General features: G+C 73.6%; 18 protein-coding genes. 10 read left to right on the top strand and 8 right to left on the bottom strand.

The window, feature by feature from the left end:
• Positions 1-80 precede the first annotated feature (80 nt).
• Both ACF062_RS10995 and ACF062_RS10990 read left to right on the top strand, forming a co-directional pair.
• The gene (locus ACF062_RS10995; protein ID WP_392137428.1) at positions 81-473 is read left to right on the top strand and encodes a hypothetical protein; all 393 of its coding nucleotides are present in this window, start codon (positions 81-83) and stop codon (positions 471-473) included.
• A gap of 4 nt (positions 474-477) precedes the next feature.
• Positions 478-1,485, top strand: coding sequence for a hypothetical protein (locus ACF062_RS10990; RefSeq protein WP_392137427.1), 1,008 nt, complete (start codon positions 478-480; stop codon positions 1,483-1,485).
• Here ACF062_RS10990 and ACF062_RS10985 read toward each other — a convergent pair.
• The 3 genes from ACF062_RS10985 to ACF062_RS10975 all read right to left on the bottom strand — a co-directional run bounded on the left by ACF062_RS10985 (position 1,373) and on the right by ACF062_RS10975 (position 4,847).
• Positions 1,373-2,434, bottom strand: coding sequence for an MBL fold metallo-hydrolase (locus ACF062_RS10985; protein ID WP_392137426.1), 1,062 nt, complete (start codon positions 2,432-2,434; stop codon positions 1,373-1,375). The two genes, ACF062_RS10990 and ACF062_RS10985, sit on opposite strands and share 113 nt — an antisense overlap.
• Positions 2,431-3,678: an aminotransferase class I/II-fold pyridoxal phosphate-dependent enzyme gene (locus ACF062_RS10980; RefSeq protein ID WP_392137425.1), complete on the bottom strand. Its 1,248-nt coding sequence runs from the start codon at positions 3,676-3,678 to the stop codon at positions 2,431-2,433. The genes ACF062_RS10985 and ACF062_RS10980 overlap by 4 nt, the downstream gene beginning before the upstream one ends.
• Positions 3,679-4,139: 461 nt before the next feature.
• Positions 4,140-4,847 (bottom strand): ANTAR domain-containing response regulator, encoded by a 708-nt coding sequence (locus tag ACF062_RS10975; RefSeq protein ID WP_392137424.1) that lies wholly within the window; start codon positions 4,845-4,847, stop codon positions 4,140-4,142.
• A gap of 72 nt (positions 4,848-4,919) precedes the next feature.
• Between ACF062_RS10975 and ACF062_RS10970 the strand changes: the two genes are divergently transcribed.
• The gene (locus tag ACF062_RS10970) at positions 4,920-6,065 is read left to right on the top strand and encodes a PAS domain-containing protein (protein WP_392137423.1); all 1,146 of its coding nucleotides are present in this window, start codon (positions 4,920-4,922) and stop codon (positions 6,063-6,065) included.
• Here the strand turns inward: ACF062_RS10970 and ACF062_RS10965 are convergent.
• Complete coding sequence (locus ACF062_RS10965; protein WP_392137422.1) at positions 6,062-6,871, bottom strand: RNA polymerase sigma factor SigF; 810 nt, start codon at positions 6,869-6,871, stop codon at positions 6,062-6,064. The genes ACF062_RS10970 and ACF062_RS10965 overlap by 4 nt on opposite strands.
• Positions 6,872-7,136: 265 nt before the next feature.
• Here ACF062_RS10965 and ACF062_RS10960 point away from each other — a divergent pair, with 265 nt between their 5' ends.
• Together ACF062_RS10960 and ACF062_RS10955 are read left to right on the top strand one after the other, a co-directional pair.
• Positions 7,137-8,957, top strand: a complete 1,821-nt coding sequence (locus ACF062_RS10960) for a thiamine pyrophosphate-requiring protein (protein ID WP_392137421.1) — start codon at positions 7,137-7,139, stop codon at positions 8,955-8,957.
• A 203-nt stretch (positions 8,958-9,160) separates the two neighbouring features.
• Positions 9,161-9,601, top strand: coding sequence for a CBS domain-containing protein (locus tag ACF062_RS10955; protein ID WP_392137420.1), 441 nt, complete (start codon positions 9,161-9,163; stop codon positions 9,599-9,601).
• Between the two features lie 17 nt (positions 9,602-9,618).
• On the opposite strand, the gene ACF062_RS10950 is transcribed toward ACF062_RS10955, so the two are convergent.
• The 4 genes from ACF062_RS10950 to ACF062_RS10935 all read right to left on the bottom strand — a co-directional run bounded on the left by ACF062_RS10950 (position 9,619) and on the right by ACF062_RS10935 (position 13,422).
• Complete coding sequence (locus ACF062_RS10950; protein WP_392137419.1) at positions 9,619-10,626, bottom strand: Ppx/GppA family phosphatase; 1,008 nt, start codon at positions 10,624-10,626, stop codon at positions 9,619-9,621.
• 34 nt (positions 10,627-10,660) lie between these two features.
• A complete protein-coding gene (locus tag ACF062_RS10945) occupies positions 10,661-11,278 on the bottom strand; it encodes a TIGR03086 family metal-binding protein (RefSeq protein ID WP_392137418.1) in 618 nt (205 codons plus the stop codon).
• Positions 11,275-11,511, bottom strand: a complete 237-nt coding sequence (locus ACF062_RS10940; protein WP_392137417.1) for a DUF6158 family protein — start codon at positions 11,509-11,511, stop codon at positions 11,275-11,277. Before ACF062_RS10940 ends, ACF062_RS10945 begins: the two co-directional genes overlap by 4 nt.
• Positions 11,512-11,793: 282 nt before the next feature.
• Positions 11,794-13,422, bottom strand: coding sequence for an ATP-binding cassette domain-containing protein (locus tag ACF062_RS10935; RefSeq protein ID WP_356581260.1), 1,629 nt, complete (start codon positions 13,420-13,422; stop codon positions 11,794-11,796).
• Between the two features lie 88 nt (positions 13,423-13,510).
• Between ACF062_RS10935 and ACF062_RS10930 the strand changes: the two genes are divergently transcribed.
• The 5 genes from ACF062_RS10930 (at position 13,511) to ACF062_RS10910 (ending at position 19,375) form a co-directional block, all read left to right on the top strand.
• The gene (locus tag ACF062_RS10930; protein WP_392137416.1) at positions 13,511-15,028 is read left to right on the top strand and encodes a bifunctional phosphatase PAP2/diacylglycerol kinase family protein; all 1,518 of its coding nucleotides are present in this window, start codon (positions 13,511-13,513) and stop codon (positions 15,026-15,028) included.
• A 118-nt stretch (positions 15,029-15,146) separates the two neighbouring features.
• On the top strand, positions 15,147-15,956 hold the full coding sequence (locus ACF062_RS10925) for a class I SAM-dependent methyltransferase (protein WP_392137415.1): 810 nt from the start codon (positions 15,147-15,149) through the stop codon (positions 15,954-15,956).
• A 348-nt stretch (positions 15,957-16,304) separates the two neighbouring features.
• Positions 16,305-16,994, top strand: coding sequence for a polyprenyl diphosphate synthase (gene uppS / locus ACF062_RS10920; RefSeq protein ID WP_392137414.1), 690 nt, complete (start codon positions 16,305-16,307; stop codon positions 16,992-16,994).
• On the top strand, positions 16,995-17,858 hold the full coding sequence (locus ACF062_RS10915; protein ID WP_392137413.1) for a phytoene/squalene synthase family protein: 864 nt from the start codon (positions 16,995-16,997) through the stop codon (positions 17,856-17,858).
• Positions 17,855-19,375: an oxygenase MpaB family protein gene (locus tag ACF062_RS10910; protein WP_392137412.1), complete on the top strand. Its 1,521-nt coding sequence runs from the start codon at positions 17,855-17,857 to the stop codon at positions 19,373-19,375. Before ACF062_RS10915 ends, ACF062_RS10910 begins: the two co-directional genes overlap by 4 nt.
• The last annotated feature ends 2 nt before the right edge of the window (positions 19,376-19,377 follow it).

The raw sequence follows: 19,377 nt of genomic DNA, 5'->3' as shown, positions 1-19,377 counted from the left end.
GGCAAGACTAGATCGCCTGTTGCCGCGGACGGGTGGCTTCGGACAGCATGGCCGCGTCGGTACGGACAGGGGGCTCGGAAGTGGCGGAACAGCACAGCGGTGTCGACACGAGGGTGCGGGAGGCGATCGCCCACGTCTGCGGGCGTCTGGAGCGTATCCGTGCGGACCTGGAGACGTACGCGACCGAGGGCGCCGCCCCGTTGGAACGCCTCCTCGCCGACCTGCGCGCCGGAGAGGACCCCGCCCCCGCGCTGGACGCCCTGCACGAGGCTCTGCTCGCGGCGGGCGACGCCGTGGGGGTGCACGGCGGCGCCGCCCGGGGCATGACCCCGCTCGGGGTCGACCCCGCCCTGCCCGACGAGCGGGTGCTGCTCTGCCCCACGCGCCAGTGCTCCCGGTACGCCTGGCCCGACGGCTCCGACGCGCCGCGCTGCCGCGTCAGCGGCCGACCGCTGCGCGGGGAACGGCTGTAGCGCGGTGAACGGATTCCTCGGCGCACTGGGGCAGAAGCTCGCCGAGCGCTGGCTCACGTTGCTGGTGCTGCCCGGGGCTCTCCTGCTCGCCACGGCCACCGTCGCCGCTTCCCTCGGCCACGCCCATGCCCTGGACCACCAGCGCCTCGTCGACCGGATCGGCCGGTGGGCCCAGTCCCCCGTCGCCTCCGGTGCCGGCGGGCAGGTCGTGCTGCTCGGCGCGGTTCTCGCCGCGGCAGGGGCGGCGGGTCTTGCCGCCCAAGGGCTGGGTTCGGTGCTCCGGCGCGCCGTCCTTGCCGCCGGGTGGCGGGCCTGGCCGCGGCCGTTCCGGCAGTGGGCGTACGGACGTGTCGTACGCCGCCGGGCGCGCTGGGGGGACGCCGCGCTGCGCTACCGGCGGCAACTGGACGCCGACGCCCGGTCCCTGGCGCTGCGGGGCGAGCGGGCCGACCCCGCGCCGCGTCACGCCGCGCACCAGGCCATGCGGCGCGTCGGCGCGGAGGAACCGGACCGGCCGACGTGGAGCGGCGATCGTGTCCACGCCGTCGCCGTCCGTCTGGAGCGCGACCACCACCTGGACCTGCCGGTGCTCTGGCCGCACCTGTGGCTCATGCTGCCCGAGACCACCCGCGCGGAGATCACCGCCGCCGAGCAGTCGCTCACGCGTGCGTCCACGCTGGGCGGCTGGGGGGTGTTGTACGCGCCGCTCGCGGTGTGGTGGTGGCCCGCGGCGCCGGTCGCGGGCGTGCTCGCGCTGACCGCGAGGTCCCGGCTCCGCGGTGCGGTCGAGGCATACGCCCAGTTGCTGGAGGCCGCTGTCCGACTGCACGCCGTCGAGCTGGCCGGTCAGCTGGGCATCGAGCACGGCGGCCCGTTGGACCAGGCCCTGGGGGACGCGCTCACCCGGCAGCTGCGGAGCTTCGATGCAGCACCCGCGACGCTCCCACCGGCAGGTCCCACAGGTCCTCGCGGGGGCGCCCCGTCCGCTCCCAGGCGGCCCGCGCCCGGGTGAGCGGTTCGAGGACCGGCTCGGCGGAGAGCAGGAACGTGCCCCAGTGCATGGGGGCCATCCGCCGCGCGCCCAGGTCGACCGCCGCCCGGACGGCCTCCTCGGGGTCGCAGTGGACGTCGCTGAGCCACCAGCGCGGGTCGTACGCCCCGATGGGCAGCAGCGCGAGGTCGATGCCGGGGTAGCGGTCGCCGATCCGCTCGAACCAGTGGCCGTAGCCGGTGTCGCCCGCGAAGTAGACACGCTGCCCCTGGGCGTCCGTCATGACCCAGCCGCCCCACAGCGTGCGGCAGGTGTCGAGCAGGCTCCGCTTGGACCAGTGGTGGGCGGGCACGAAGTCGAAACGCACGCCGTCCACTTCCGCGCCCTCCCACCAGTCGAGCTCGGTGACGCGGCTGAAGCGGCGGCGGGTGAACCAGCGGCCGAGCCCGGCGGGGACGAGAACGGGCGTGTCCCTCGGGAGCCTGCGCAGGGTCGGGGCGTCCAGGTGGTCGTAGTGGTTGTGGCTGATGACGACCGCGTCGACGCGGGGCAGCGCGCTCCAGGCGACGCCCACGGGGGTGACGCGGGCCGGCGTGCCGAGGATCTTGCGGGACCAGACGGGGTCCGTGAGGACGGTGAGGCCACCGATGCGTACGACCCAACTGGCGTGCCCGGCCCAGGTGACGGCGACGGTGCGGTGGTCGACGCGGGGCAGCGGGCCCGGTTCGTACGGCAGCCGCCGGATGTCGGCGAGGCCTTCGGGGCCGGGCCGCAGGGCGCCCTCGCGGGCGAACCGGGCGAACGCGCGCAGTCCGGGCAGCGGTGCGGTCAGCCGGTCGGCGAACGACCGCGGCCACCGGCGCGCGCCGCCGGGCGGGCGTGGCGGGACGAGCGGGCCGGGGCCTTGGCCAGGGCCCTGCCGTGTCCTCGTCTGCGGTGTTGTCGTCCGCCGCTCCGCCTGCTGGGTCACCGAGGAGGCTCCATTCGCTGTGCTTCCGCGCGGAGATCGTCGAAGGCCGATCCGAACATGTTCAACGCTCGTTGTACGTGCGGCGATTCCAGGGGGTCCGGCGCGCCGAGGGACGCCAGGCGCTCCTCGGGGGTCGCGCCGAGGAGCGGGCCCGTGGAGAGGCGGACCCGCAGGGCGTCGATGTCGTCGCCGAAGCGGTGGCCGCCGGGTGTGGGCATGCCGAGCCGTTCGCCGAGGAAGTCCTCCAGGTCCTGCGCGTCGCCGACGCCGCGCGCGGCGAGCGCGGACCGCAGGGGGCCGAGGTCGGCGTAGAGGTGGCGGCCCGCCCGCGGGGGCCGGGCCAGGGCGCCCGCGGCGAGCACGGCGTGCCGCGCGGCCTCGGCCACACGCGCGTGCAGGCGCACGGCGGCGGTCAGCCGCTCGGTGACGTCGTCCGGTTCGCCGAGCGCGTACGTCGCCGCGGCGGCGGCCGGGGCGGCGAGGGTCGCGCCGAGCGCGGTGAGCACGTCGAGGGTGCGGGCGCGCAGGACGGCGCCCAGCGGGGTGTCGGGGAAGCGGGCGACGGCGGCGGGCAGCGCCGCGGGCAGAAAGGGCCCGGCGAGGTCGCAGACGACGGTGACGCGCTCGTGGTCCATCTCGGCGGGGCCGACCAGGACGGTGTCGTGGGGGCGGTGCAGGGTGTCGCGCCAGGTCTCGTCGCTGACGACGTGCAGGCCCTCGTCGGCGGCGGCTTCGACGGCCTCGTGCAGCACTTCCGGGGGCGGCACGGTGGCGGTCGGGTCGTCGGCGACGCTGAGCACGAGCAGCCGGGGCCTGCCTCCTTCCGCGCGCACACGGCGGACGGTCTCCAGGAGGGCGTACGGGTCCGGGACACCGCCGCACTCGGCGGGCGTCGGCACGTGGTAGACGCCGTGGCCGAGCAGCCGTGCCTGGGGCGCCCACCAGGCGGGGCAGGGGCGGGGCAGCAGGACGTCGCCGCCGAGGGCGGCGGTGAGTGCGAGCAGGAGGGGCGGGGCGCCGGGGGCGGCGGCGACGTGGTCGCGCTCCACGGGCAGTCCGCGCCGGCTCCAGTAGCCGCTCGCGGCGTCCAGGAGGGCGGGGCTGCCGCCGGGAGGTTCGCCGTGCGGGCGGGCGGCGGCCGAGGCGGCGGCGGACGCCGGCCCGGGCAGGACCGGAAGGCCCGACTCCGGCGCGGGCGGGCCGTACCGCACCGGGCCGCGGCCCTCGGTGTCCGTCCGCCTCATGCGTACCTCCGTGCCCTCGCGTGACTGTCTCCTGCCCCGTCGAACGGGTGTGTACCCAGGGCATGGCCGTACCCGCCCATCACAGCGCGCTCCCCCGCCCGGCGCCCGCGCTGGGCCCCGGCCGGGTGAGCGTCCCCGGCCCACGAGTGGCGCCCGCTCCCCCTCCCCCCCCGGTCACCCCGGAAAGCCTCCGCACGACCCGACCGACCCCGCCTGACCGGTCCCGCCTCAACGCGACGCGGTTCGCCTCGCCTCGACTCGACCGCCCGGCGCGGTGCGAACGACCGGACGCGATCCGGCCCGTACACGCCGTACACGCGGACAGGGGTGGCGCGGACCCATGGGCGGCGCGCATTCCAGCCCCTGCCTCCGTCCGGCCGGGGACAAGGGCCGGGCCGGGCTCGCGGAAGGGGCCCGGCCCCGGTCGGTGGCGACCGGGGTCAGGCCCCTGGACGGGGGGCTCAGCGGGCCAGGGAGACCAGTTCGCGTTCCAGGCCGCGTCCCTTCGTCTCGACCAGCGCCGCCGCGACGTCGGCCAGTTTCCGGTTCGTCGTCTGGGAGATCCGCCGCAGCACCGAGAACGCGGCGTCCGCCTCGCAGCCCAGGACGTGCATGACGATCCCGCACGCCTGGTCCACGACGGGCCGTGTGCGCAGGGCCGTGCCCATCTGGTCGAGCTCGGTCAGGGCGGCGCGGTAGTGCCGGTCGCGCACGAAGCTCGCCGTGGCGAGGTCGCCGAGGGCCTGGGCGGGGCCGTGCCGCGCGTCGTCGAGCGCGCCGGGGCGGAAGCTGAACAGGGTCAGGGTGACCGTGAGCCCCGCGCGCTGGAAGGGCAGCGTGACGCTGGAACGTACGCCCGAGTCGAGGGCCAGCGCGCGGTACGCGGGCCAGCGCTCGTCCCGCAGCAGATCCTCGGAGTCGACCGGCGCACCCCCCTGCTCGGCGGCGGGGATGGGGCCCTCGCCCGTGCGCAGCTGCACCGAGACGAGCCCGGCCAGGTCGGGGTGGGTGACGGCGACGGGGTATTCGTCGCCGCCGTCGGTGACGGTGGTGCTCGCGCCGCAGCACCCGTGGGTGCAGCGCACGGCTTGTTCGGAGAGTTCGGAGAGCCTGCGTCCGGGCAGTGCGGTCTCCGGTCGGAGCAGGTCCGGGTCCGGCAAGGGCGCCATGGGGGTTCCTCCTCTCTTTCCGGCTTCCCTCCTGCTCCTCCGGAAAACGGCCGCACCGGCTAGGTTCGACGCATGTCCCAGACGGAGGAGTTCGGTGAAGACCTCGCGGATTTCGTGCGCCGCGTCGCGGAGTTGAAGTCGGCGCGGTCCCTTCCGCCGGACGACCTCGGCACGGTGCTCGACGCGGCGATCTTCGAACTGGACCATGTGGCCGAGCACTTGTGGCCCACGTACCAGCGTCTGAGCGCCGACGGACTGCCGGGCGCCGGCGCGCCGGACCGGGACGAGCAGCGGCTGCTGCGGACCATCTTCCAGCGGATGCCGCTGCCGGTGGCGCTGACCGACCGCGAGACCGTGGTGCGGCGCATGAACGTCGCGGGGACGGCGCTGACCGGTGTCCGCGCGGGCTTCGCCGCGGGCCGGCCGCTGACCGGGCTCCTGGTGCACGCGGACCGGGTGGCGTTCCGCTCGCAGACCGCCGCCGTCGCCCGCGGCGAGGGCGACCGCAGCCTCGTCGTCCACCTCCAGCGCAGCCCGGGCACACCGGTCCGCGCGACCCTCACGGCGCTGCGGCCCGGCACCGAGCCGCGCACGGCGGTCCTCGTCGTGCTCCAGCCCTCGGTGACCCGCGCGCAGCAGCCGCCGAGCGCGCCGCGGCCCGCCCCCGACCTCGGCGAGGCGACCCGGCACGCGGCCCAGCTGGACTTGGCGGACGCGATGACGACGGCGCTGCTCACGGCGCCCGCCGGGGACCGTGCGGCGATATTCGAGCGGGCGGCGGCGGTGCTGCACGGGCGGTTCGCCGACTGGGTGATAGCGGACGACGGCGCGACGCGGCCGCGGCGAAGAACCGTGCTCGGGCCGCCGGACGCGCCGGTCGCCGACATCCACGCGCAGGACCCCGCCGCGTGCCCCCTCGTCGTCGAGGCGGCACGCGGCGGGGCCGCGTCGCTCCAGGTGCGCCCGGCGGACCCGGACGCCTTCGGCCGGGACGCGAGTGGCGCGCACGTCCTGGTCCGCGCCGAGGTCACGTCCCTGTTGTGCGTGCCGCTCGCCGCCCGCGCCGACGGGCCCGTGGAGGGGGTCCTCACGCTGTTCCGGTGCGGTGCGCGGCTCGCCTTCTCGATGGCCGAGGCGCGCGCGGTCGACGTGCTGTCCCGGCACCTGGCCCTGGCCCTGCGGCGGCGCGAGGGCGGCACCGGGCGGGCCGGGCGTTAGGCGGCGTCACGCATCACCTGGTCGCGCAGGCGGTCGCAGCAGCGGCTGATGAGCCGTGAGACGTGCATCTGGGAGATGCCCATCTCGTCGGCGATGCGGCTCTGCGTCATGTCGCCGAAGAAGCGCATGTAGAGGATGGTCCGTTCGCGCTCGGGCAGTTGCGCGAGGCGCGGCTTGACGGCCTCGCGGTCGACGATGATGTCGAGCGCGGGGTCGGGGCCGCCGAGGGCGTCGCTGAGCGAGTAGCCGTCCTCGCTGCCGGGGAGTTCGGCGTCCAGGGAGAGCGCGGTGAAGCTGTCGAGCGCTTCGAGGCCCGCTTTGGCTTCCTCCTCGCTCATCTGCGCGTGCTCGGCGATCTCGGCGGTGGTGGGGACGCGCCCGGAGACCTGGGAGAGGTCCTGGCGGGCGAAGCGCACGCGGTTGCGCAGGTCCTGGACGCGGCGCGGCACGTGCAGGGTCCACATGTGGTCACGGAAGTGCCGCTTGATCTCGCCGGTCACGGTCGGTACGGCGTAGCTCTCGAAGGCGGTGCCGCGCCGCGGGTCGTAGCGGTCGACGGCCTTGACCAGGCCGAGGGCCGCGACCTGGCGCAGGTCGTCGAGGGACTCGCCTCGGTTGCGGAAGCGGCCCGCGAGGCGCTGTGCCATGGGCAGCCAGGCCTCGACGATCTCCTGGCGCAGGGCGTCCCGCTCCGGTCCCTCCTCCAGTTCGACCAGGCGCTCGAAGGCGGCGGCGGTGTCCGGTGCGTCATCGTGCGTGTGACGCTTGCTCTGAGTGGGTACCGCGGTGTTCGGGTGGGATCGCATGGTGCGTCGCAACTCCCTATGGGGGGTGCCTGGGGATGGACAGTCACCGTGGGAGTGCGCGCGGACGTTCGAACCACGACGGGGCACACCCGGGGCGCGATGCGGCCGCTCCCACGGACGTGCCTCCGGTCCGAAGCACTGTTTCTTCGCCTGCCCCGCGTGTGCTGGGCCAAACGCCCCGGGTCCCGCCGTAGGTTTCCCTCCGGGTCCCGCCGGACACCCGGAGGGGTGACCCTCGATCCCGATCACCGCGGAAGGCCACGTCATGAGCGTCAAGGTCGCCGACCACATTCTGGAAAGGCTGCGTGCCTGGGGCGTCGAGCAGGTCTTCGGCTATCCGGGCGACGGCATCAACGGCCTCCTCGCCGCGTGGGGCAGGGCGCAGGACCAGCCGCGGTTCGTGCAGGCGCGGCACGAGGAGATGGCGGCGTTCGAAGCGGTGGGGTACGCCAAGTTCGGCAAGCGCCTCGGCGTGTGCGTGGCGACGTCGGGACCGGGCGCCGTTCATCTGCTCAACGGCCTGTACGACGCGAAGCTCGACCATGTGCCGGTGCTCGCCATCGTCGGGCAGACGCACCGCAGCGCGATGGGCGGCTCGTACCAGCAGGAGGTCGATCTGCACACCCTGTTCAAGGATGTGGCGTCCGACTTCGTGGAGACGGTGACGGTGCCCGAGCAGTTGCCGAACGTCATCGACCGGGCGATCCGCACCGCGTACGCACGCCGCTGCCCGACCGCGGTGATCATCCCCGGTGACGTGCAGGAGCTGGACTACTCCCCGCCCTCCCACGAGTTCAAGATGGTCCCCTCCAGCCTGGACCGCAGCGGCTGGACGGCGCTGCCCTCGCCGACGGCCCTGGAGCGCGCGGCGGAGGTCCTCAACGCCGGCGACAAGGCGGCGATCCTGATCGGCCAGGGCGCCGCGGGCGCGCGCGCCGAGGTCGAGGAGATCGCGGAGCTGCTCGGCGCGGGCGTCGCCAAGGCGCTGCTCGGCAAGGACGCGCTGAGCGACGAACTCCCCTATGTCACCGGTTCGATCGGCCTCCTTGGCACCCGGCCCTCGTACGAGATGATGCGCGACTGCGACACGCTCCTGACGATCGGGTCGAGCTTCCCCTACGCGCAGTTCCTGCCTGAGTTCGGCTCGGCGCGGGGCGTGCAGATCGACATCGACCCGCACATGGTCGGCATGCGCTATCCCTACGAGGTGAATCTCGTCGGCGACGCGCGGGCGACGCTGCGCGAGCTGATCCCGCTGATCGACAAGGACCGCCGGTCGGTCAGCCGTGAGTGGCAGGCGGAGATCTGCGCGAACGTCAGGCGCTGGCACGAGGTGATGCGGCGCAGGGCCGAGCAGTCCGCCGACCCGGTCAACCCGGAGTACGTGGCGCACGCCCTGGATCCGCTGCTGCCCGACAACGCGCTCATCACGTCCGACTCCGGCTCGGTGGCGAACTGGTACGCGCGCCATCTGACGATGCGCGGTGACATGCGCGCCTCGCTCTCGGGGACGCTGGCCACGATGGGGTGCGGTGTGCCGTACGCCATCGGGGCGAAGTTCGCGCACCCCAACCGTCCCGTCATCGCCCTGGTCGGGGACGGCGCGATGCAGATGAACGGCATGGCTGAGCTGATCACGGCCGCCAAGTACCGGCACCGCTGGGATGATCCGCGGCTGGTCGTCGCCGTCTGGAACAACCAGGACCTGAACCAGGTCACGTGGGAGCTGCGGGCCATGGGCGGCGCCCCGTCCTTCCTGCCGTCGCAGACGCTGCCCGATGTGCCGTACGCCGACTTCGCGCGCTCCATCGGCCTCACCGGCATCCGGGTGGAGCGGCCCGAGGACGTGGAGGGCGCGTGGCGGGCAGCCCTGGCCGCGGAGGGCCCCGCGGTCCTGGACTTCCGCACCGACCCGGCGGTGCCGCCCATCCCTCCGCACGCGACGTGGGAGCAGATGGAGGCGACGGCGGAGTCGCTCGTCAAGGGCGACGCGGACCGGGCCTCGGTGCTGAAGCAGGGCCTGAAGACGAAGATGCAGGAGTTCCTGCCGGGGGTGGGCGAGCGGCGCGGGCGCGAAGACGACTAGGGCCTGTCTGACAATTCCCGCCTGCCTCGCGACGCGACGCGAATTGTCAGACAGGCCCTAGCACCGAGGTGACGGCCGGCACCGAGGTATGGCCCCGCCCGACAGGGGTACTGCGGGTGGGGTCCCCCGACGGAAGACGGACCTCCACCGACGAACGAACCTCAGGTGAACGCACGCAGCACGCATCCAGGAAAGGCTCTGCCATGGCCGATTACGTAAGGGACGTCATGACCCCGGGGGTCGTGGCGGTGCGCCCCGATGCCTCTCTCGTCGAAGCGGCGCAGCTCATGCGCGCCCAGGACATCGGGGACGTGCTGGTCGCCGCCGACGGGCAGGTGGTCGGCGTGCTCACCGACCGGGACATCACGTTGCGTGCCGTGGCCGACGGGGCCGATCCGCTGACGGTCAGCGCGGAGGCCGTCTGCACGCCCAACCCCGTGGTGGTGGCCCCTGACGACCCGGTGTCGGACGCGGTCGGACTGATGCGGGACCACGCGGTCCGCAGGCTGCCCGTCGTCGAGGACGGTCACCCGGTGGGCATGGTCAGCCTCGGTGATCTGGCGCTCTCCCAGGACCCGTCGTCCGCGCTGGCGGACATCAGCCGCGCCGACCCGGACAGCTGGCCGGGGATCCACCAGGCCTGACCCGGGCACGGCCCGGGTCAGGTCGAGCCGGCGAGGCGGAGCGGCGTGCCGCCGCCACGCGCGCCCTTGGGGGCCCTGTGGTCCTCCTGGGTCCACCAGGCGGCGTCGCCGTCCTCGATGTAGCGCAGCAGGATTCCCTCGCGCAGGGCCCAGGGGCAGACGGTCATCACTTCGAGGCCGGTCAGCTTCATCGCCGTGTGCGCGACCACCGCGCCCGCCAGGCACTGGCCGGCCCGCGCGGCCGAGATCCCCGGCAGCTGCGCCCGGTGCTCGGCGGGCAGCCGTGCGAGTTCCTGGAGCGCGACGCCCAGTTCACGGCGGCCGAGCTCCCGCTGTACGAACGGGCCGTAGCGCCCCGGCGCGGCGCCGCACAGGCGGGCCAGCTGCTGGAACGTACGCGAGGTGGCGACCGCCGTGTGCGGCATCTCCCAGCGGATCCGCGCGGCCACGTCCCGCAGCTGGTGGCGCACCTGGCGGCGTACGGCCTTGATGTCCCGGGGGCGCGGCGGGTCCTGGACGTCGAAGTACTCCCGGGTCAGCCGGCCGGCGCCCAGCGGCAGCGAGGCCGCGTAGTCGGGCAGCCTGCTGCGGCCGAAGGCCACCTCGAACGTGCCGCCGCCGATGTCGAAGAGCACCAGCGGACCCGCCCGCCACCCCATCCAGCGGCGGGCGGCGAGGAACGTCAGCTCCGCCTCGGCCTCACCGGAGAGCGTGCGCAGCCGCAGCCCCGTCCCGGCCTCCACGGCGTCGAGCACCTCGGCCCGGTTCGGCGCGTCGCGCACGATGGACGTGGCGAAGGCGAACGGCTCCGTCACTCCCCAGCGGTGCGCTTCCTCCTGGACGTCGCGCACCGCGTCCGTGAGCCTGTGGACGGGCTCCTCGCCGAGCCGCCCGTCCCGGTCCACGTCCTGGGCGAGCCGCAGCCGCCGCTTCACCGTGTGGACCGGCAGCGGCACCTGCCCGTCGGCATCAGCGACAACGAGCCGCACCGTGTTCGACCCCACGTCCACCACGCCCACTCTCATGGAGGGTGGGGTACCCGGGTACGCGCGAAAAGAATCAGCCGCCGACCGCAGCCGCGCCGGGGGCGCGAGGTCCGTCCCTGCGCCCGACCATGCTCAGCAGTCGTGTCTGGGCGTCGGCGCCCGGCGGGGGTTCCACCGGTGGGTCGAAGAGGCCGCTCTTCGCCAGTTCCTCCGCGTACGGCGAGATCTCCCCCAAGGAGAAGTCGACCAGGGCATCGGGCAGCGTCTCGTCGGCGCCGATCGCCCGGGACAGGTCCCAGGCGTGCACCACCAGGTCCGTGGTCATCTGACCGCAGTAGAACGTGGCGGGGGTCTCGCCGAAGGAGAGGTGGACGGCGCGGTCCAGGGCGCCCGGCTCGCGGAACACGGCGCGGGACGCGGCGGCCGCGGTGTCCCAGGAGGCGACCGGGTCGGGGCCGAGCATGTCACCGTCGAAGGAGTCACCGACGGAGTCGACGGTCGCGCCGTCCCGGAGGAGGGGCGGCACCCACAGCTGCTCGGCCGTGAGGTGGTTGACCAGGTCGCGCACGGTCCAGTCGGTGCACGGGGTGGGCGCGTCCCACTGGTCGGCGCGCACGGCGTGCACCCGCTCGGTGAAGAGGTCGAGTGCCTCGCCGTGCCGGGCCAGCACGGGCGGGCGGTCGGCTGTCATGACTCCGTTCCTCCCCTCTCCCTCGCCCCTGAGCGGGTCCGCCCCGGGGCGATGGACCTGCGCGGATGGCGGCGCAGGTATTCGCTCTCCAGCTCGGCCATCCGTTCGTCATGGGTTTGCAGGGCGTCGTCCGAGCCGTGCAGGAAGGTGGTGTGCCGGGTCCGGTGAATCGCCTCCAGCTCCTTGACGAGCTGCTGGTCGTCCAGCTGACCCGGGTCGACTCCGTTGCTCATGGATCGCTCCTTGTCGCGTCGCTCCGGTGCCCCCCGGGTACCCCCTCGGCGCGTACTACCCCAGGATGCACCGCGCCCGGCGCGGGCGCGCGCGGCGCGTCGGCCGCCTAGGGCCTGTCTGACAATTCCCGTCGTCGCCCGGAGGGCGGCCTCGCGGCGTCAGGTGCGTGCTCTCGGCGTGCCGGGCGTAGGGCCTCGTACTGGATGTACTTGGCTCTGCGCCCGGTGCGGCGAGAGTGCGTGCATGGCGTCGCGAGGCAGGCGGGAATTGTCAGACAGGCCCTAGCGGGCGCGCTCCACCCTGCGCTCGTCCCAGACCGGCTCGGGCGTCTCGCGGACCCGGCCGTCGCTGCCGAAGACCAGGTAGCGGTCGAAGGAGCGGGCGAACCAGCGGTCGTGGGTGACGGCGAGGACCGTGCCCTGGAAGGCTTCGAGGCCCTCCTGGAGAGCCTCCGCGGACTCCAGGTCGAGGTTGTCGGTCGGCTCGTCGAGGAGCAGGGCCGTGCAGCCCTCCAGCTCCAGGAGGAGGATTTGGAAGCGGGCCTGCTGGCCTCCTGAGAGGCGCTCGAACTTCTGCTCGGCCTGACCGGTCAGCTCGTAGCGCCGCAGCCGGGACATGGCGGCGCCGCGGGCCTGCGCGTGCTCGCGCCACAGGATGTCGAGGAGGGTGCGGCCGGCCAGCTCCGGGTGGGCGTGGGTCTGCGCGAAGTGGCCCGGCACGACGCGCGCGCCGAGCTTCCAGTGGCCGGTGTGCGGGACCGGGTTGTCGGTGTCGCCCGCGAGCAGGCGCAGGAAGTGCGACTTGCCCGAGCCGTTCGAGCCGAGGACGGCGACCCGCTCGCCGTAGAAGACCTCCAGGTCGAAGGGCTTCATCAGGCCGGTGAGCTCAAGGTTCTCGCAGGTCACGGCCCGTACGCCGGTACGTCCGCCCTGGAGGCGCATCGTGATGTCCTGCTCGCGCGGCGGCTCGGGCGGCGGCCCGGCCTCCTCGAACTTGCGGAGCCTGGTCTGCGCCGCGTGGTAGCGCGAGGCCATCTCGTGGCTGACGTCGGCGGCCTGGCGCAGGGTGCGCACCAGCTTCTTCAGCTGCTCGTGCTTCTCGTCCCAGCGGCGGCGCAGCTCCTCGAAGCGGGCGAAGCGCTGCTTGCGGGCCTCGTGGAACGTCTCGAAGCCGCCGCCGTGCACCCACGCGTCGGCGCCCTCGGGGCTCGGCTCCACGCTGATGATCTTCTGGGCGGCGCGGGCGAGCAGCTCCCGGTCGTGGGAGACGAAGAGCACGGTCTTGCGGGTCTCCCGCAGCCGCTCCTCCAGCCAGCGCTTGCCGGGCACGTCGAGGTAGTTGTCCGGCTCGTCCAGGAGCAGGACCTCGTCGGAGCCGCGCAGCAGCGCCTCCAGGACGAGGCGTTTCTGTTCGCCGCCGGAGAGGGTGCGGACCTCGCGGAACTGGGCCTTGTCATAGGGGATGCCGAGGGCGGCCGTGGTGCAGATGTCCCACAGCGTCTCGGCCTCGTAGCCCTGCGCCTCCGCCCAGTCGGAGAGCGCCTGGGCGTAGCTCATCTGGGCGGCCTCGTCGTCGACCGTCATGATCGCGTGCTCGGCCGCGTCCACCGCCTTCGCGGCTTCCCGTATCCGCGGGTGGGAGACCGAGACCAGCAGGTCACGCACGGTGCTCTCGTCCCGCACTGAGCCCACGAACTGCGGCATCACGCCGAGCCCGCCGCTCACCGTGACGCTGCCGCCGTGCGGCTGGAGCTCGCCGGAGATCAGCCGCAGCAGGGTGGTCTTGCCCGCGCCGTTGGCCCCGACGAGGGCGACGACGGCGCCCTCGCCGACCCGGAAGGAGACATCACCGAGCAGCGCCCGCCCGTCCGGCAAGTAGTACTCCAGGTGCGCGGCTTCCAGATGTCCCATGGGCCGGATTGTCCGTGCCGGGCACCCGCAAGGGCAAACCGGTTTCCCCGCGGTGGTGGCGGCGCCCGCCCCGGGGTACCCGCACCGTATGACCACAGATGTCTCCGCTCCACGTCAGGACGGTCTGCGTGCCAGGCTGCTCGCGCTCGACTGCCGCGCCTTCGAAGCCGTCGCCTCCCGGCACTGGCCCGGCGCGGACCGCTTCCTCCCCCGGCTCAGCCGCAGCGCCAACCACGGAGTGCTGTGGTTCGCCGCGGCCGGGGCCATCGCGGCGACCGGCTCGCCGCGGGCCCGCCGCGCCGCCGTGCGCGGGGTCGCCTCGCTCGCGCTGGCCTCCGCGACCATCAACACGCTCGGCAAGCGTTCGGTGCGCCGCGCCCGGCCCATGCTCGATTCGGTGCCGCTGATCCGGCAGCTGAAGCGGCAGCCCATCACCACGTCGTTCCCCTCGGGCCACTCCGCCTCCGCCGCGGCCTTCGCGACCGGGGTGGCGCTGGAGTCGCGGGGCTGGGGCGCGGGAGTCGCGCCCGTCGCGGGCGCGGTGGCGCTCTCCCGCGTCTACACCGGCGTGCACTTCCCGAGCGACGTCCTCGCGGGCGCGGCCCTCGGCGCGGGCGCCGCCTTCGCGGTGCGTGGCCTCGCGCCGACCCGCACCCAGCTGCCCTCGCCCGGCAGGCCGCGCGCCGATGCCCCCGCGCTGCCGGGCGGCGACGGCCTGGTCCTGGTCGCCGAGGCCGGGGGCCGCGCGGACGAGCGGACGAAGGCCCTGCGCGAGGCCCTGCCGCTCGCGGAGGTCATCACCTGCGACCGGGAGGCGATGCCCGGCGAGCTGGAGAAGGCGGCGGCTCGCGCGCGGGCCCTCGGAGTGTGCGGCGACGACGGCCGCGTCAACGCCGCGGCCGGTGTCGCCCTGCGCCACGGGCTGCCGCTCGCGGTGCTGCCGGGCGGCGCCCCGAACCACTTCGCGTACGACATCGGGGTGGAGGAGCCGCGTGACCTGTGCCGCGCCGTGGAGGAGGGCGGTGCGGTGGCGGTCGACGTGGGGCGCTTCGCCTCGCCGGATGACGGGGGCGGCCTCGCCGCCGCGCAGGGCCGGGCCGAGGGGATCTTCCTCAACACCTTCAGCATCGGCGTCCATCCGGAACTCGTGCGCGGGCGTGAGCGCTGGGCCCACCGTCTCGGCGACCGGCCCGCGGCCGTCCTCGCCGCCCTCCGGGTGCCGCGGTCCGCGCGGGAGCCGATGACCGCCGAATTCCGTGGGCGAGAGCGGCCGTTGTGGCTGCTCTTCGCGGGCAACGGCACGTACCACCGCTATGGGCTCGGGCCGGGCCGCCGGCTCGACATGGCGGACGGGCTGCTGGACCTGCGGATCGTGCACGGCGGTCACCGGCCGCGCGCACGGCTGCTCGCCGCCGCGCTCGCCGGTCCGGCGGTCCGCTCCCCCGCCCAGGCGTCGCTGCGGCTGCGCGGCCTGCGGGTGGATGGCGTCAGCCCCGGCACGGTCGTGGCGTACGACGGTGAAGTCGCCGAAGTCCGGGGCGCGTTGGTGCTCGACAAGCTGCCCGAGGCGCTGACGGTCTACCGGCCGCTCCCCACCACTGGCTGACCACACGCATTGACCACACGTTGACCACATAGTGATACGCGGGTCTCATATTTCGGCATGGCGGCATACGGTTCGGCGTACCGCAGCAAGCACGCAGCGAACCTTGAGGAGTTCCGCCATGCCGAAGGAGACCGCCGTCTACACGCACGGGCACCACGAGTCCGTCCTGCGTTCCCACACCTGGCGCACCGCCGCCAACTCGGCCGCGTACCTCATCGGTTCGCTGGAGCCGCACATGAAGATCCTCGACATCGGCTGCGGCGCCGGCACCATCACCGCCGACCTGGCGGAGCTGGTCCCGGACGGCCATGCCACGGGCGTGGACCACGCGCCCGACATCCTCGGCACGGCGCGCGCCACGGCCGCCGAACGCGGCCTGGAAAACGTGGAGTTCGCCGTCGCCGACGTGCACGACCTCGACTACCCCGACGACACCTTCTGCGTCGTCCACGCCCATCAGGTGCTCCAGCACGTGGGCGACCCGGTGCGGGCACTGAGCGAGATGCGGCGGGTCTGCAAGCCGGGCGGTCTCATCGCGGTCCGTGACGCGGACTACGCGGCGATGACCTGGTACCCGAACGCGCCGGCCATGGACGGCTGGCTGGACCTCTACCGGCGGGTGGCCCGCGCCAACGGCGGCGAGCCCGACGCCGGGCGCCGCCTCAAGTCCTGGGCCCTGGAGGCCGGCTTGACGGACATCACCGCGAGCGCCGCCACGTGGTGCTACTCCTCCGAGGAGGAACGCACCTGGTGGAGCGAGCTGTGGGCGGACCGCACCGTCGCCTCCTCGTACGCCGAGCGCGCGCTCTCGGGCGGCCACGCGGACGCACGACAGCTGCGGGACATCGCGGCGGCGTGGCGGGCATGGGGCGGCCAGGAGGACGGCTGGTTCGTGGTGCTCCACGGCGAGATCCTGTGCCGGAAATGACGCGCCAATTACTCCTTCGGCAGTTCAGTGCGGGGAGGAACTCTGAAATTCACCCCGCATGAGTGAAATCGCCTGCCTATTTCGCGCGTGCGTTCCATTGGTGCCCCTTCCCGCAGCTCTTCCTGCTGCTCTTCTCCACGTAATTCGCGCCTGAATTCGGGGCGATTCAGCGTACGGAGGCCTGGGTACGAACGAGGCCGGGAGCAGCGTGAAAGAGAGTGGAACAAAGTGGCCGGTGCCTCATCGTCGTCATTTCCGTCATTGCCGTCATTGCCGTCATTGACATCGGAGTCTCATCCGTCCAGAGGCCGGCCGCCTCTCCCGGCACCGGAGCGGGTGCCCGCACACGTGGCCTTGATCGTCGACGGCAATGGCCGGTGGGCCGCTCGCCGTGGCCTTGCCCGCAACGACGGGCACGCCGCCGCCGTGCCCCGCCTGCTCGACACCATCGACGGCGCTGTGGAGGCAGGGGTCCGGTACCTGTCGTTCTATCTGTTCTCCACCGAGAACTGGCGACGCGAACCGGAGGAAGTCGCAAGGACCCTGGAGATCATCGGCGGCTTCGTCACCGACCATCGCGCCACGCTGCACGCCAAGGGTGTACGTGCCCTGTGGTGCGGCCGGCGCGACCGTGTGCCCGCCGCCCTCGGCCGTACCCTCGCCGACTTCGAACAGCTCACCCGGGGCAACCGGACCCTGGACCTGGTCTTCTGCGTCGACTACGGCGCCCGCGACGAACTACTGCGCGCGGCCGCCGAGTTGGCACGGGACGCCGCCGACGGACGGCTGAGCCCGGACCGCATCGACGTCGCGTCACTGGCCAGCCGGCTGTACCAGCCCGGCGTACCCGATGTGGACCTGCTCATCCGCACCTCGGGCGAACACCGGATCAGCAACTTCCTGCTGTGGCAGTGCGCTTACGCGGAGCTGTACTTCACCGACGTCCTCTTCCCGGACTTCGACCGCTTCGCCCTGTGGCAGGCGGTGGCCGACTACGCCGGGCGCGAGCGCCGCTTCGGAAGCGCGGGGGCGGCCTGAATGAGGCTTGTGCCGCCCGCCTCCTACCGGGCCACGCTGGACCGCGCCGGGGTCCACGAGCTCGCGGTGCGCAACACCTACCGGGACATCGCCCGCGAGGTCCGCCGCCTCGAACCCCCCTACTACGCCGCCACCCGGCTCCTCGCTCCCGCCCGGCTGCAACCGCACATCCTGTGCCTGTACGCGTTCGCCCACGCGACGGACACGGCTGCCGACAGCGGCCCGGCCGCCGGGCGCCCGCACCGCTTCCGCGCGTGGGAGACAGCCGTACGGGCCGCTCTGGCCGACCGCCGTGCGGATGATCCCCGGCTGGCCGCGCTGCTGCACACCCTGGACCGCACCGGGTTGCCCGACACGTGGGTGGGCACCTTCATGGACGGCATGGCCGGCGACCTCGGCTACCGCGACTTCGGTTCGGAGGGCGGCTTCCAGGCGTACGTGGACCGCGTCTCGCACCCGCTGATGCTCCTGCTCAGCGGGGTCCACCCCGGGTGCCGCACACACGAGGTGGTCCGCGCGCTGCGCGACGCGGCCGAGGCGGCGCAGCGCATCGACTGCCTCAGCGACCTCGCCGACGACGTACGGGCGGGGCTGCCCTGCCTGCCGCACACCGGACGGCAGTTGCGCGGGCAGATCGAACTCGCCGACGTGGCCCTCGGCCGGGCCCGTGCCGTCCTGCCGCTCCTGCCGGCCGAGTTCGTCCCCGTCATGACGGCCTTCCTCGACGTGCACCGGATCCAGCTGCGGGCGGTCGAGCGAGCCGCACCCCGCCTGACGCGGAACACCGTCCGGACCCCCCTGATGCCCTCGCTGAGGGTCCTCCTCGCCGCCCGGCGACAGCACATGGAAGGCGCCCTGTCATGACCGCACCTCTGCCGGCCTCCCCGTCCGACGCTCCCATCGAGCTGAGCGGTTTCCCCGGCCCGGGGTCGGTGACCTGGACTCTGCTGGGTCAGTGGCGGATGGCGCTGGTCATGCCCCGCCTGCTGGTGCTGCAAGCGGCGCACCCCGTGGTCGGTGCCGGTCTGGCCAAGCACTCCACCTACCGCACCCACCCCTGGCGGCGCGTCGATCACACCCTGATCAGCCTCCAGCGCTTCGTCTACGCACCGCCCGAGCAGCGGCACAAGGAGGTGGAGCGGATCCTGCGCGCCCACCGGCGCATCAAGGGCACCGACGAGCGGGGCCGCGCCTACGCCGCCGGGCAGCCGGAGGTTCGGGCTTGGGTGCTCGGCACCGTGTTCGAGGCGATGAGCAGCATGGAGCGGCTCGCGGGACGGCCGCTCACGGCCGCCGACGAGACGAGGCTGTACGGCGAGTGGCGTGCCACGCTGGGCGCCTTCGGTCTGGAGCACGACCTGCTGCCGCCCGATCTCGACGGGTTCTGGGAGTACTTCGAGCGGATGCAGCGCGACGTGCTGGAGGACAACACCGAGGTCCGTTTCCTGATGCGGGACATGTACCGGGGCGCCGCGACACCGTCGGTACTGGAGTGGTGTCCGTCTCTGTGGGCGCTGATGCGCTCCTCGGCCGCGATGCTGATGCCCGGCGCGGTGGCCGCGCAACTGCCGCGGACCTACCGGGAGCGGCTCCACCTGCACGTGGGTCAGGCCGATCTGACGCTGTCGCGGACCGTGCACCGCACGGCGCGCACCGCGATGGAGCCGTTGCCCGTGCGCAGCCGGTACATGCCGATCGCCGCCGCCGCGATGTCGGGCCGGGCTCTGGAGAAGACGGCGGACGTCCGCTCCGGCGGCTTCGGCCTGCCCGGCGCGGGCCTCCTGGCGCGACCCCTCGGGCTGGTCCGAGCGGTGGCTTCCGCGGCCGTCCGCGGGCCGGAGCGCGACTCCAGGGCGGACCGGCTCGGCCGCTTCTTCTCCCAGGTGCTCGACCAGACCGGCGACGGCAGGATCGACGCCCACGACCTCCAGGCGATGGCCCGTGCCGTGTGCTGGCCGCTGGAGCTCTCCCCGGAACAGGAGGACAGGGTGTACGCCGGTTTCACCGCGTGGTGGGAACACATGCGCTCCACCATGGACACGGACGGTGACGCGCACATCAGCAAGGAGGAGTGGGTCGCGGCCACCCTCCGCAACTGCGACGCGGACCCGGCGTATGTGCGCGACGGCGTGCACCACGCAGTGCGCGCCATGTTCGAGGCGGTGGACACCGACGGCAGCGGGGGTATCGACCGGCACGAATACCGCACGGTGTTCTCGGGCGGCCGCATCGACCCCGGTGACCTCGACCGCGGTTTCGACGAACTCGACGTCGACAAGGACGGCACGATCAGCCTCTCCGAACTCCTGGACGGTTTCACCGCGTTCTTCATGGCCCGGGAGTCGAATGTGTCCGGAGCCCAATTGCTGGGGCGGGCCTGAGG

It is taken from the genome of Streptomyces sp. NPDC015345 (genome assembly GCF_043078805.1).
In the GTDB taxonomy this organism is placed as follows: Bacteria; Actinomycetota; Actinomycetes; order Streptomycetales; family Streptomycetaceae; genus Streptomyces.
This window is presented reverse-complemented; position numbering and strand designations above follow the sequence as displayed.